General features: G+C 64.6%; 12 protein-coding genes. 7 read left to right on the top strand and 5 right to left on the bottom strand.

Annotated elements, in window-relative coordinates; genetic code table 11:
- The first annotated feature begins 14 nt into the window (after positions 1–14).
- A complete protein-coding gene (locus QYH69_RS02750) occupies positions 15–998 on the top strand; it encodes a helix-turn-helix domain-containing GNAT family N-acetyltransferase (RefSeq protein WP_308830390.1) in 984 nt (327 codons plus the stop codon).
- An 85-nt stretch (positions 999–1083) separates the two neighbouring features.
- Here the strand turns inward: QYH69_RS02750 and QYH69_RS02745 are convergent, their stop codons facing one another.
- The gene (locus tag QYH69_RS02745) at positions 1084–1416 is read right to left on the bottom strand and encodes an L-rhamnose mutarotase (RefSeq protein WP_308830389.1); all 333 of its coding nucleotides are present in this window, start codon (positions 1414–1416) and stop codon (positions 1084–1086) included.
- 89 nt (positions 1417–1505) lie between these two features.
- On the bottom strand, positions 1506–1913 hold the full coding sequence (locus tag QYH69_RS02740; RefSeq protein WP_374992341.1) for an enolase C-terminal domain-like protein: 408 nt from the start codon (positions 1911–1913) through the stop codon (positions 1506–1508).
- Between the two features lie 12 nt (positions 1914–1925).
- Between QYH69_RS02740 and QYH69_RS02735 the strand changes: the two genes are divergently transcribed.
- The 5 genes from QYH69_RS02735 to QYH69_RS02715 all read left to right on the top strand — a co-directional run bounded on the left by QYH69_RS02735 (position 1926) and on the right by QYH69_RS02715 (position 9220).
- Positions 1926–2111: a hypothetical protein gene (locus tag QYH69_RS02735; protein WP_308830635.1), complete on the top strand. Its 186-nt coding sequence runs from the start codon at positions 1926–1928 to the stop codon at positions 2109–2111.
- A gap of 183 nt (positions 2112–2294) precedes the next feature.
- Positions 2295–2825 (top strand): cytochrome c, encoded by a 531-nt coding sequence (locus QYH69_RS02730; protein ID WP_308830388.1) that lies wholly within the window; start codon positions 2295–2297, stop codon positions 2823–2825.
- A 266-nt stretch (positions 2826–3091) separates the two neighbouring features.
- A complete protein-coding gene (locus tag QYH69_RS02725; RefSeq protein WP_308830387.1) occupies positions 3092–6301 on the top strand; it encodes an efflux RND transporter permease subunit in 3210 nt (1069 codons plus the stop codon).
- A gap of 70 nt (positions 6302–6371) precedes the next feature.
- Positions 6372–7640, top strand: coding sequence for an efflux RND transporter periplasmic adaptor subunit (locus QYH69_RS02720; RefSeq protein ID WP_308830386.1), 1269 nt, complete (start codon positions 6372–6374; stop codon positions 7638–7640).
- 32 nt (positions 7641–7672) lie between these two features.
- Entirely contained in the window at positions 7673–9220 is a 1548-nt protein-coding gene (locus QYH69_RS02715; RefSeq protein WP_308830385.1) for an efflux transporter outer membrane subunit, read from the top strand.
- Here the strand turns inward: QYH69_RS02715 and QYH69_RS02710 are convergent.
- Together QYH69_RS02710 and QYH69_RS02705 are read right to left on the bottom strand one after the other, a co-directional pair.
- Positions 9189–10667 (bottom strand): heavy metal sensor histidine kinase, encoded by a 1479-nt coding sequence (locus tag QYH69_RS02710; protein ID WP_308830621.1) that lies wholly within the window; start codon positions 10665–10667, stop codon positions 9189–9191. The two genes, QYH69_RS02715 and QYH69_RS02710, sit on opposite strands and share 32 nt — an antisense overlap.
- Positions 10667–11344 carry a heavy metal response regulator transcription factor gene (locus QYH69_RS02705; protein ID WP_308830384.1) on the bottom strand — a complete coding sequence of 226 codons (678 nt, stop codon included), beginning with the start codon at positions 11342–11344 and terminating at the stop codon, positions 10667–10669. Before QYH69_RS02705 ends, QYH69_RS02710 begins: the two co-directional genes overlap by 1 nt.
- Before the next feature lie 619 nt (positions 11345–11963).
- Between QYH69_RS02705 and QYH69_RS02700 the strand changes: the two genes are divergently transcribed.
- Entirely contained in the window at positions 11964–12224 is a 261-nt protein-coding gene (locus QYH69_RS02700) for a hypothetical protein (RefSeq protein ID WP_308830383.1), read from the top strand.
- 50 nt (positions 12225–12274) lie between these two features.
- On the opposite strand, the gene tssE is transcribed toward QYH69_RS02700, so the two are convergent.
- Complete coding sequence (gene tssE, locus QYH69_RS02695; RefSeq protein WP_308830382.1) at positions 12275–12685, bottom strand: type VI secretion system baseplate subunit TssE; 411 nt, start codon at positions 12683–12685, stop codon at positions 12275–12277.
- Between the last annotated feature and the right edge of the window lie 2 nt (positions 12686–12687).

Genomic DNA, 12687 nt, shown 5'->3' with positions numbered 1-12687 from the left:
ACAGGAGACTCACGATGGATTACGTCGCACAACCCGAAAAACCGCGCGACCGCACGATCCTCGAACTGCGCGAATTCTCGCGCAAACTCGTGCGCGAACTCGGCTTCATGCGCTCGACGCTCGCCAACAGCGAGCTCGCGCCGTCCGCCTGCCACGCGATTCTCGAGATCGGCGGCGCGCCGGGCATGCCGGCGCGCGACCTCGCCAATTTGCTGCGGCTCGACAAATCGAATACGAGCCGGCAACTGGCGAAGCTCGAGGAAGCGGGCCTTGTCTACCGCGAGGCCTCGAGCGACGACGCGCGTTCGTCGCTGCTTTATCTGACCGAAGCCGGGCAAAAACTGCGCAGAAAGATCGACCGCTTCGCGACCGACCAGGTGTCGAACGCATTGCGCAAGCTCGTGCCGGAGGACCAGCAGGCGCTCGTGCGATCGCTCGCGCTCTATGCGGACGCGCTCGCGCTCGATAACGACGCCGGCAGGACGGCGCGCGGCGCGCCGGTACTCGTGCCGACCGCGCAGATCGAGACCGGCTACCGGCCCGGCTGCATCGGCGACATAGCAGCCCTGCATGGGCGTTACTACGCGCGCGAGTCGGGCTTCGGCGCGTTTTTCGAGCGGCGCGTCGCATCGGAACTGGCCGACTTCGCCTACCGGTTGCCCGCAAGCGGCAAGGAGTTGTGGTGCTACGTGGAAGACGGCCGCACGCTCGCGTCGATCGCGATCGACGGCGACGAGGCGACCGGCAAAGCGCACCTGCGCTGGTTTATCGTCGACGATGCAGTGCGCGGCACCGGCGTTGGGCGCCGCCTGCTCGCGAAGGCGCTCGATTACGTCGATGCGCGCTTCGACGAGACGTTTCTATGGACATTCAAAGGGCTCGACGCCGCGCGCCATCTATACGAATCGGAAGGCTTCGTGCTCACGCATGAAGCCGAAGGCATGCATTGGGGACAGCCGGTGGTCGAGCAGCGCTTCAACCGGCCGTCGCGCGGCTAGGCGGCCCAGCTTTGGAGATGTCGGGCGCGACGCGAACCGGCGCACGGCGTTGCGCCGTCCGGCCCGCGCCGGCTGGTGCTGACGATCAGGCGTCGAGATCGAACACCTGCTCCATCATCGACCACTGTTCGTGATCGTTTGCGCTCGCAAGCCGTGTCTGGCAAGGCGCGGTGAGCTCCCACCAGCGCTGCGTTTCAGGGTCCGCCGCGATCGCCGCTATGTCGGCATTGAAATCGTCGCCGTGATATTCCCAATATCCAACCAGCAGATTCTCCGGCTCGCGTAGAAAGATCGAGTAATTGCGGATATTCGACTGCCGGATCCGCGCGAGAACGGCAGGCCATACCGCCGCGTGCAGCGCCTTGTATTCGGCGATTTTCTCCGGCGCGATACCGATCAGCATGGCCATCTTGCGCATCCAAAGCTCCGTTGCATGAGTTCGAGGAGCGCCTATCGTACCCGGATTGCCGCTTGCATACAGGGGAGGCGCACCATGCCGACGAAACCTCAGGCAAGTGCGTCGGCTGCATTCACCGCGTGTTCCACATGTTGCGCGGGGCGAATCGCATCCCGGTTCCGATCGATGCCGATGCCGGGCTCGATCGGCGCGTACGCGTAGCCTTCGTCGATGCGTACGCGCGAATGCGCGAGCGAATCGACCTGCGGAATGTACTCGACCCACTTCGCGTTCGGCACCGCCGCGCACACGCTGACGTGCGGTTCCATCAGGAAATGCGGACAGATATCGAGGTTCAGTGCTTCGGCCAGATGCGAGACTTTCAGCCACGGCGTAATGCCGCCGATGCGCGCAACGTCCGCCTGTACGATCGAGCATGCATCGGCTTTCATATATTCGCCGAACTGCCCCGGGTAATAAAGCGATTCGCCGATCGCAACGGGCACCGACATGGCCAGGTTGAGCCGCCGATGCGCATCGATGCTTTCCGCCGGCAGCGGTTCTTCGAGCCGACGCCTTATATCGAGCGCATCGACAATGCGCCAGTGCCGTCGATGGCCGAAGTCGGCGCAGGAATGAAAGACGCGGCGCACGCGCTGACGTCGCTGATGGGTTTCAACCTCTATTGGCAAGGCATGCCGCGCGAATCGCCCTAGCCATGGCGCATCTGCGCAGGGTGCGTGCGCATTGAAAAACACGGATCGCGCGCCGCAAGCGCGCTCACCGTGTGCGGGCAAAGATAACGGAACGGTAATCTGCGCGACCGCGAACAGCAAAGCAGCGCGTCTTACGATCGTGCGTCGCTCGCTCGAAACCTTCACGCACAAAGGCCCCCGCGCATGTCTACTCGTTCCCGACTCGCCACCGTCGTCGCGACGGCGGTTGCATTGCTCGTGCTGTCCGCCGTCGCGGCCATCGCGTTCGTCTATTCCGGTATCTACGACGTATCGGCCAGTTCGAAGGACAATGCGGCCGTCGCGTGGCTGCTGCATCGAACTTATGAAGCATCGCTGCACCGCCACGGCGGCAAGGATCTGCCGCCGGGCGATCTGATGTCGCTCGAAAACATCCGCGCCGGCGCGCGCATGTACGACTCGACCTGCGCACTGTGCCATGGTGCGCCCGACCGCCCGCTGAGCGCGGTCGGGCAGGGCATCGAGCCGTCCGCGCCGCAACTGCTCGCGGCCAGCCGCCGCAACAAGCCGCCATTGATGTTCTGGGTGATCAAGCATGGCGTCGACATGACCGCGATGCCCTCGTTCGGCAAAACACAATCGGACGCGACGATCTGGCAACTGGCGGCATTCCTCTACGACGCTCGCGGCATCACGAAAGACCGCTACGAGGCGCTCAAGGCGGGCGCGAACTGAACGGCGCTCGACGTCGATCGGGATCGCAGCCCTCAGCAGCCCTCAGCAACCTGCAGCAACCCGCTCCAGCCCGCTTCAGCCCACGACCACGCCTATCGGCGCGTAGATAACAGACTCGTAATCAACGCGTCGGAAACGGGTAATGGCCGGCAGCGCACACTGTTTCCATCCCGAGACACTTCGCGGCCGCATGAAGCGCCAAGCCTGTGCTGACGCGCTGACGCGAAGGAGGCTCGCACGTCGTTCATCTTCGAGGAAGTCTGGTCATGTGGATCGTCAAGCTCGCGCTCAAGCGCCCGTACACGTTCATCGTGCTGGCCATCCTGCTGTTCATCATCGGGCCGCTCGCGATCGTTCGTACGCCGACCGATATCTTCCCGAATATCAATGTGCCGGTGGTCAGCATCGTCTGGTCGTTCAATGGCCTGTCGGCGCAGGACATGGCGCAGCGGATCACCTCGATCTACGAACGTGCGCTGACGACCGACGTCGACGATATCGAACACATCGAATCGCAGTCGCTGAACGGCGTCGCGGTGGTGAAGGTGTTCTTCCACCCGGGCGCCGACATCAACCGTGCGGTGGCCCAGGCGTCGTCGAACTCCGAATCGCTGTTGCGGCTGCTGCCGCCCGGCACCTTGCCGCCGAACATCATTACCTACAACGCGTCGACCGTGCCGGTGCTCGAACTCGGGCTGTCGAGCGACACGCTGCCCGAGCAATCGTTGTACGACCTCGGCAACAGCTTTATCCGCACGCAGCTTGCAACCGTGCAGGGTGCTGCCGTGCCGTTGCCGTTCGGCGGCAAAGTGCGCCAGGTGATCGTCGAACTCGATCCGGCCGCGCTGCAGGCCAAGGGCCTCGCCCCGCTCGACGTGGTCAACGCGGTGAATGCGCAGAATCTGATTCTGCCCGGCGGCACCGCGAAGATCGGCACGCGCGAGTACAACGTCGAGATGAACGGCAGCACCGACTCGATCGCCGCGCTGAACAACCTGCCGATCAAGACCGTGAACGGCGGCGTAGTCTATGTGCGCGACGTCGCGCATGTGATCGACGGCTACGAGCCGCAGACGAATATCGTGCGCAGCGACGGCAAGCGCGCGGCGCTGCTCGAAGTCGAAAAGACCGGCAGCGCATCGACGCTCACGATCATCCAGCAAGTGAAGTCGATGCTGCCGAAGATCGAGGCGGGCCTGCCGAGCGCGCTCAAGGTCACGCCGTTGTCGGATCAGTCGGTGTTCGTGAAGTCGGCCATCAACGGCGTCGTGCGCGAAGCAGCGATCGCCGCCTGCCTGACCGCCGCGATGATATTGCTGTTTCTCGGCAGCTGGCGCGCGACGCTGATCATCGCCGTATCGATTCCGCTCGCGGTGCTGACCTCGCTCGTCGCACTGTCCGCGCTCGGCGAGACGATCAATATCATGACGCTCGGCGGACTCGCGCTCGCCGTCGGGATACTGGTTGACGACGCAACCGTCGCGATCGAGAACATCACCCATCATCTCGAGAACGGCGAAGCGCTGCACGATGCGATTCTGAACGGCTCCGGCGAGATCGCAGTGCCGACTTTCGTTTCGACATTGTCGATCTGCATCGTATTCGTGCCGATGTTTCTGTTGTCGGGCGTGGCACGCTATCTGTTCGTGCCGCTGGCGGAGGCGGTGGTGTTCGCGATGTGCGCGTCGTATTTCTTCTCGCGCACGTTGATTCCGACGCTCGCGATGTATCTGATGCGAGCGAAGAAGAAGGTGCAGGGCGCGCCTGACGCCGCATCGCAGCCGGGCCGCTTTGCTGTATTCGCGCATTTTCAGGCTGCATTCGAGCGGCGTTTCGAGGCGCTGCGCCTCGTGTATCGCGGCGCGCTCGAACGCGCGCTTGCCCGGCGGCGCCGCTTTATTCCGCTGTTTCTGCTGCTGTGCCTCGGTTCGCTCGTGCTCGTACCGTTTATCGGCCGCGATTTTTTCCCGGCCGTCGACACCGGCGAAATCCGTCTGCATCTGCGCGCCCCGACCGGCACGCGCATCGAAGAAACCGCGCGCATCACCGACGAAGTCGAAGCCAGAATCCGCACGGTGATTCCGGCCTCGGAGCAGGGATCGATACTCGACAACATCGGCGTGCCCGTCAGCGGCATCAATCTGACGTATGACTCGTCGGACCCGATCGGTTCCGCGGACGCGGACATCCTGATCACGTTGAAGCCCGATCACAAGCCGACCGCCCAATATGTCGCAAAGCTGCGCAATGTGCTCAACGCATCGTTTCCAGGCGTGGCGTTCGCGTTTCTGCCGGCCGACATCGTGAGCCAGATCCTGAATTTCGGCTTGCCTGCGCCGATCGACGTGCAGATCGTCGGCAACAAGCTCGCCGCGAACCGCGTGGTCGCCAACGAACTGCTGACGAAACTGCGCGGCGTGCGCGGCCTCGTCGACGCCCGCATCCAGCAGCCCGGCGACGAGCCTGCCATCAATGTCGACGTCGATCGAACCAAGGCGATACAGGCGGGCCTCACGCAGCGCGACGTCGCGCAGAACCTGCTGATCGCGCTGTCCGGCAGCTCGCAGACGTCGCCGAATTTCTGGCTCGACCCGAAGAACGGCGTCAGCTATCCGCTGATGGCCGAAGTGCCGCAATACGACATCCACTCGCTGCAGACGCTCGCGAATATCCCGATCACCACGGTTTCGCCGAAGGTCAATCCGCAGAACCTGCTCGGCACGCTCGGCACGATGTCGCGCGGCACGCAGCAGGCAGTGGTCTCGCACTACAACGTGCAGCCGGTGCTCGATATCTTCGCATCCGCGCAAGGGCGCGACCTCGGCGGCGTCGCATCCGACGTATCGAAGCTCGTCGACGAAGCGCGCGCGCAATTGCCGCCCGGTTCGTCGATCGTCGTGCGCGGCCAGGTGCAGTCGATGAACGAATCGTTCAGCGGACTCGGCTTCGGCCTCGTGTTCGCGATCGTGCTCGTCTATTTGCTGATGGTCGTGAATTTTCAGTCGTGGCTCGATCCGCTGATCATCGTGAGCGGCTTGCCCGCGTCGCTCGCGGGCATTTCGTGGATGCTGTTCGCGACGCACACCACATTGAGCGTGCCCGCGCTGACCGGCACGATTCTGTGTATCGGCATCGCGACGGCGAACAGCATTCTCGTGATCAACACCGCGCGCGAAAAACTCGCGGCCGGCATCGAGCCGCTTGCCGCCGCGCTCGACGCCGGCTTCAGCCGCTTCCGTCCGGTGCTGATGACAGCGCTCGCAATGCTGATCGGCATGCTGCCGATGGCGCTCGGCCTCGGCGACGGCGGCGAGCAGAACGCACCGCTTGGCCGCGCCGTGATCGGCGGCCTCGCGGCCGGCACGATGTCGACGCTGATCTTCGTGCCGGTGGTGTTCGGCATGGTCCATGGCTGGCTCGCAAAGCGCAGAAAGTCGGGACGCGCCGTCGATTCCTCGACTTCCGCGCACGCATAAACCATGACAGCGCCTTCTTCGAGATCCGATGCGATCTGTTCGTGATGCCTTCTTCAGATAGAGATCCGCGATGAATACCCCCCAAACCGAGGAAACCACGCAAACCGGGCCGGCCCAGCCGGGCGACAGCAACGTGTCTGACGCGAGCACGGGCGCATCGCTGCCTGCGCGTCGACGGCGCCATGGCGCGCTGCCGCTCGTGATCGGCGGACTTGCCGCCGTATTGCTTGCGATCGGCCTCGTGCCGCGGCTCGAAGCGAAGCGCGCGTTGACGGAGCAGGTCGCTGCGCAACGCGCGCTGCCGGTGTCGATCGTGACGCCGAAGCCCGCGCCCGCGTCGAGCGAACTGCTGTTGCCAGGCTCGGTGATGCCGTATGCGGATGCATCGATCTATGCGCGCACGAGCGGATACGTGCTGCACTGGTACACCGATATCGGCGCAAAAGTAAAAGCCGGCGACACGCTCGCCGTGATCGAAACGCCGGAACTCGATGCGCAATTGCGCCAGGCGCGTGCCGACGAAGCGACCGCGCAGGCGAACTACGACTACGCGAACACCACTGCAAAACGCTGGCAGCAGTTGTTGCAGACGCAATCGGTGGCGCAGCAGGACGCCGACGCGAAAACGAGCGATATGGAAGCGAAGCGCGCCATTCTCGCGTCGGCGCAGGCGAACGTCGCGCGGCTCGCGGAACTCGTGTCGTACGAAAAGGTGACGGCGCCGTTCAACGGGGTGATCACCGCGCGCAATGTCGACGTCGGCGCGCTCGTGACCGCTGGCGGCACGCCGGGGCTCGCAGCAATGCCGGGCGAACTGTTCCATATCGAAGAGACCAATACGCTGCGCGTTTTTATCGACGTGCCGCAAAACGATGCGAGCGAAGTCGGCACGGGCACGCCTGTCTATCTGACGACGCAGCAATATCCGGGGCGGCGTTTCGATGCGAAGGTCGCGCGCAGTGCGGATGCGATCGACCCGGTGAGCCGCACGCTGCGCGTCGAAGTCGACGTCGACAACAAAGACGGTGCGCTGCTGCCCGGCGCGTACGCGCAGGTGCATGTGCAGCTCGATTCCGCGCATCCGGCGCTCGAGCTGCCCGTCAGCGCGCTGCTGTTCCGGCCGGACGGCGTGACGATTGCGGTGGCCGGGCCCGGCGACAAGGTGCAATTGAAGACCGTGACGATCGGCCGCGACTTTGGCACCTATGTCGAAGTTGCGACGGGACTGGCGAAGTCCGACCGCGTGATCAACAACCCGGGCGATGCGATCGTGACCGGAGAGAGCGTCGCGATCGAACCGCCGGCGACGGCGCGCACGGTTGCGGCGGCGAACAAATGACACGCGCCGATGCGCACAATCAGGAGTCGATGATGACAACGCCGCCCCTGTTCCTGAAGCGTAACCGCGCTCGCGTCATGCTCGCTGCCTTACTTGCGTGCTCGCTTGCGGCCTGCTCGACACTGCCTGCTTACACGAAGCCCGAAGTCGACGTGCCGGCTCGCTATGCGGGCACGCAAGCAGGCATCGCCAGCGCGACGACCTCGCCGCGGTCTTCGCCGCCGCAATCGACGAATGGCTGGTCGCTCGCCGCTCCCGCCGATGCGACGCCGCGCGGCCCATGGTGGACCGTCTTCAACGACGATGAACTGAATCGCCTCGAAGCCCGCGTCGACATCTCGAACCAGACCGTCAAGAAAGCGGTCGCGCAATTGCAGGCGGCGCGCGCGATGGTCGCGTACCAGCGTTCGGGCTTCTTTCCGACAGTCGGCGCAGGCGCTTCGACGTTGCGCTATCGCACGTCGCAGAACATCAAGCACCGCTCGCTTGCGGGCGTGACGGAGCCCGACTATTCGGTGGGTCTGAACGCGAGCTGGGAGCCCGACCTGTTCGGACGCGTGCGCGACGCGACGGTCGGCGCGCGCGACGAGGCGCAGGCGTCGCAAGCGGATCTCGATGCGGTGCGTCTGTCTGTCAGCGCGGATCTCGCCGCCGACTACTTCGATCTGCGTGCACTCGATATCCAGAAGAAGCTCCTCGACGATACGGTGACTGCTTATGCAGCCGCGCTCAAGATCATTCAACAGCAGTTCCAGAAGGGCGTCGTCGATGCATCGGCGGTTGCGCAGGCACAGACGCAACTCGAAAGCACGCGCACACAGGACACCGATATCGACTTGCAGCGCGCGCAGTTGCAGCACGCGATCGCGACGCTGATCGGCGAGCCGGCCTCGACGTTCACGATTGCGCCGATCACGGCCGCGGTGCCGGTGCCCGACATCCCGCCAGGCGTGCCGTCCGAACTGCTCGAACGCCGGCCCGACATCGCGGCGGCCGAACGGCGCGTCGCCGAGGCGAACGCGCAGATCGGCGAAGCGCGTGCGGCGTACTATCCGAACCTCACGTTGTCGGCGAGCGCGGGCCTCGAAAGCACGTTTTTCGCACCGTGGCTGACGGCGCCGAGCCTCTTCTGGTCGCTCGGCGCCCAAATTGCCGGCACGCTTTTCGATGGCGGCCGCCGCGACGCGGCGCTGCAAGGCGCGCATGCACAGTACGACGGCGTGGTGGCCGATTATCGGCAGACGGTACTGGTCGCGTTCCAGCAGGTCGAGGATCAGCTCTCCGCGCTCACGACCCTGGCGAGCGAAGCGCAAACGCAGCAGCTCGCGGCCGCCGCCGCGGCACGCTCGCTGCAACTGACGACGAACCGCTTCAATGCGGGCGCGGTCAGCTATCTCGACGTCGTGACCGCGCAGACGATCGCGCTGACGAACGAGCGCACCGTCGACCAGATCGACGCGCGCCGTATCGACGCCAGCGTGCAGTTGATGCGCGCACTGGGCGGGGGATGGGATCGGGCGGTGCTCGCATCCGCCACTTCAACCTCGACTACTTCCGCTTCAATGGGAAAAGCAGAATGAAACGCGTGCCCGTTTCGTCGCTTTCGGCGAAGGCGCTGCCGCCGTGCAGTTCCATGATCGTGCGCACGATGGCAAGGCCGAGGCCCGTCGACGCGGGCCCGGCGGGCGCCGTGCGCCGCGCGGGGTCGGCGCGGTAGAAGCGGTCGAAGACGCGCTCGAGCGCGGACGGATCGATATGCGAGCCCTCGTTCGCGACGCTCACGCGCAGACTTTCCGCGGCGCGCTCCGGTTGCGCGCTCAAGGTGATTTTCCCGCCGCGCGGCGTATGGCGAATCGCATTCGCGAGCAGATTCGACACCGCGCGCCGGAACAGTTCCGCATCGGCGCGGAACGCGCTGCCGCTGGTTTCGCTTTCATTTTCGCTATTGGTCTTGTTGTCGATACGCCGGGCGTCGAGCACGCGTACCTTGACGCCCGCATCGTCGGCGATGCCCTCGAAGTAATCGGCGACGCGCGCGAGTTCCGCGTGCGCATCGAGCGTTTTCATATGGGTGACGAACTGTGGATGCTCGGCACGGGCAAGAAACAGCACGCTTTCGATCATCCGCGACAAGCGTTCGCATTCCTCGAGGTTCGATTCGAGCAAGGCCTGATATTCTTCGACACCGCGCGGCCGCGCTAACGCGACCTCGGTCGAGCCGCGCAGATTCGCGAGCGGCGTGCGCATATCGTGTGCGAGATCGGCCGTGTATTGCGACATCCGTTGGAACCCGCCGGCAAGCCGGTCGAGCATCGCATTGAGCGATGCGATGACGACGGCGAGCTCGCGCGGTGCATCGTCGATTTTCATGTGCGCGTGCAGCCGGTCCACGGTGATTGCTGCCGCATGTGCCGCAAGCTCGCGTAGCGGGCGCAGCGATTCGTGCACGAGCATCCAGCTCATCAGAAACGCGAGCAGCATGCCGCCGAACCCCGCGCCGTACAGCCGGTCGCGATAGTGGTCGAGCAGCAGCCAGCGGTCGGTCATGTCGCGCGCGATGACAATCGTGACCGCGCTGCCGTCGGCCAGTAGCGCATCGGTGGCGAGGCCGCGCACGGGCATGCGCGAGCCCTGTTGCGTTTCGACGATGGCGGTGTCGGTAATGCGTTCGGCTTGCGCGACGCGCTGCGTCGCGACGAGCGGCGCCAGCATCGACGTCGCGCCGTCCGCCGTGTTGTGGCTCGACAGCATGTTGCCGTCCGAGTCGCGCACGTCCATCGACAGCGCCGTGTTGCCGAGCACCTGGCTCGTGAGCCGGTCCGCATGCGCGCGCACGTCGTCGAACGAGCGTAGCTCGTTGGCAAGGCGTCGCGTGTGACGCGCGGCGAGCACGATTTCGTCGTCGTCCTGGTGCGTGACCTGCCGTTCGAGCGCGAAATAGAGCACGCTGCCGACCAGCGCGAACACCGCGATCGTCGTGCCCGCGAACGCGAGCGCGAGCGTCGTGGTCAGCGACCGGCCGGCCATCAGTCGGGCGTTTTGCATTCGATCACGTAGCCGACGCCGCGCACGGTCTGGATCAGCTTGACGTCGTAGCCATCGTCGATTTTGGCGCGCAGCCTGCGAATCGCGACTTCGACGACATTCGTGTCGCTGTCGAAGTTCATATCCCACACGTACGACGCGATCTGCGTGCGGCTCAACACTTCGCCCTGGCGGCGCGCGAGCAGTTGCAGCAGCGAGAATTCGCGCGGCGTGAGGTCGATGCGATTCGCGCCGCGTTTGACGCGCCGCCGGTTCACGTCGATTTCGAGGTCGCCCACCTTCAGTAATTCGCTTTCGCGCGGCGGGCCGCGGCGCGCGAGCGTGCGCACGCGCGCGAGCAGCTCGACGAAGGCGAACGGTTTGACGAGGTAGTCGTCGCCGCCGAGTTCGAGGCCGCGCACGCGGTCGTCGATGTCGTCGCGCGCGGTCAGAAACAGCACCGGCGTGGAACGCGTGGCGCGCAGGGTTTTCAGCACGGCCCAGCCGTCCATTGTCGGCAGCATGACGTCGAGCACGATGACGTCGTAGTCTTCTTCCTGTGCGAGGATCAGGCCATCGGCGCCGTCGGCCGCGACGTCGACGCTATAGCCCGATTCCTCGAGACCTTTCTTCAGATATGCGCCCGTCTTGGGCTCGTCTTCGACGACCAGAATCCGCATGTGGGTACCTTGCAAAACGCGGAACGGCTTTCGGCGCCATTCTCTGCGCCGTTCCGTTGCGCAGTGTTCGATCGGGTGCTCAATCGCGGGTTTTATTTTAACGGGGCTTCGTGCAGTGCGTTTTCGAGCGTCGCGAGGCGCGCCGTGCGTTTTTGCAATCGCGTACGCGTTTGTCGTGGTCTAGTGGCCGCATTCGCTGTGCAACGGGGCCTCGGAGCGTGTTTTGCAACGGGTGTTGCGGCATTTCTTTCTGACGTTTGCGATGCGCAGCGACTTTCGCGCGGTTTCCGCAAAGGGACATGCTGCACTATCTGCGGCTATGGCCGCGCGTATGGTCGGCGAACAGCATCGTGCACTGGGGCCGCCCGCAAACTTTCACGTGCAGAAAGTTCTCGTTGCAGATCAGTGTCGCGAGCGTCTGCGCGATCGGCAGCAGCAGCGATTCCGGCGATCGCCAGCGGCGCTGCTGTTCGCACGAGCGACGCCTGCCCGAGCCAGGCCAGCAAGTCTTCGCCATCATCGATCCAGTCGATCTCGACATCGAGCGGCGTCGCGATCGAATTCAGACGACGCCTTCGTAGCGGCATTCGCGCAGCAGGCGAGCGCGGACGAACTGGCGGTGCTCGCCGCCATGCAGTGGCCGATTTCAGCGGCGTGCATTGGCGTGCCGATCGAGGGACCGCTCTGGCGAGAGCGGCCCAACTGGTATCTCGTGGCTGAACAGGACCGGATGATCAATCCCGAGAAACAAGTGGCGCTCGCCACGCGCATGAATGCGCGGGTGCATTCGCATGCGGTCGACCATTCGCCGATGATTGCAACGCCGCAGGTCGTGACGCACATTATTGTCCAAGCGGCGGATGCGGTGAGGAGCCGCTAGTTCCGATGGTTGCCGTTCGCGATGTCGATAAGGGGTGAATGCGGCTGCGCTCAGCGCCGCTCGATACGCATCCGGCCGGGCGGCTCGAAGTGCGTGCCGAACCGCACGAGCCCGGCGTTACGTAGATGGCACGCCATTTCGAAGCTGACGAGCACGCCGGGGTCATCGTTGTCGATAATCGTGACGTCGATCGAGCGGATACGCGGCTCGTACTTGAGCAGCGTGGCTTCCATCTGTTCCTTGAGCCGGTGTGCGGATGACGGCAAAGCCTTATAGATGCTGCTCAGGTCGGGCAGCCCGTAGTCCGGCAGATGTTTGAGCGCGCCGGCTCGTGTGTTCAGAATGCGACGCACGTTTTGCTGCACGCTCAGACACTCGAGCGTGCGATCGCTGTGCGCATGGAGCGGCTCGCCGTCGATATGCGCGAGCAGGATGTCATGGAGGGATGGGCCGGCGGGCATGG

This window comes from Paraburkholderia sp. SARCC-3016 (genome assembly GCF_031119615.1).
GTDB lineage: Bacteria > Pseudomonadota > Gammaproteobacteria > Burkholderiales > Burkholderiaceae > Paraburkholderia.
The sequence above is the reverse complement of the archived record's forward strand: the minus strand, read 5'-3'. Positions and strand labels throughout refer to the sequence as shown.

Excerpts from the sequence above, each read along its gene's own strand:
- QYH69_RS02715 (WP_308830385.1), top strand. The coding sequence starts at position 7,673 with ATGACAACGCCGCCCCTGTTCCTGAAGCGTAACCGCGCTCGCGTCATG.
- QYH69_RS02705 (WP_308830384.1), bottom strand. The coding sequence starts at position 11,344 with ATGCGGATTCTGGTCGTCGAAGACGAGCCCAAGACGGGCGCATATCTG.
- QYH69_RS02730 (WP_308830388.1), top strand. The coding sequence starts at position 2,295 with ATGTCTACTCGTTCCCGACTCGCCACCGTCGTCGCGACGGCGGTTGCA.
- QYH69_RS02750 (WP_308830390.1), top strand. The coding sequence starts at position 15 with ATGGATTACGTCGCACAACCCGAAAAACCGCGCGACCGCACGATCCTC.
- QYH69_RS02725 (WP_308830387.1), top strand. The coding sequence starts at position 3,092 with ATGTGGATCGTCAAGCTCGCGCTCAAGCGCCCGTACACGTTCATCGTG.
- QYH69_RS02735 (WP_308830635.1), top strand. The coding sequence starts at position 1,926 with ATGCGCATCGATGCTTTCCGCCGGCAGCGGTTCTTCGAGCCGACGCCT.
- QYH69_RS02720 (WP_308830386.1), top strand. The coding sequence starts at position 6,372 with ATGAATACCCCCCAAACCGAGGAAACCACGCAAACCGGGCCGGCCCAG.
- QYH69_RS02745 (WP_308830389.1), bottom strand. The coding sequence starts at position 1,416 with ATGCGCAAGATGGCCATGCTGATCGGTATCGCGCCGGAGAAAATCGCC.
- tssE (WP_308830382.1), bottom strand. The coding sequence starts at position 12,685 with ATGCCCGCCGGCCCATCCCTCCATGACATCCTGCTCGCGCATATCGAC.
- QYH69_RS02710 (WP_308830621.1), bottom strand. The coding sequence starts at position 10,667 with ATGGCCGGCCGGTCGCTGACCACGACGCTCGCGCTCGCGTTCGCGGGC.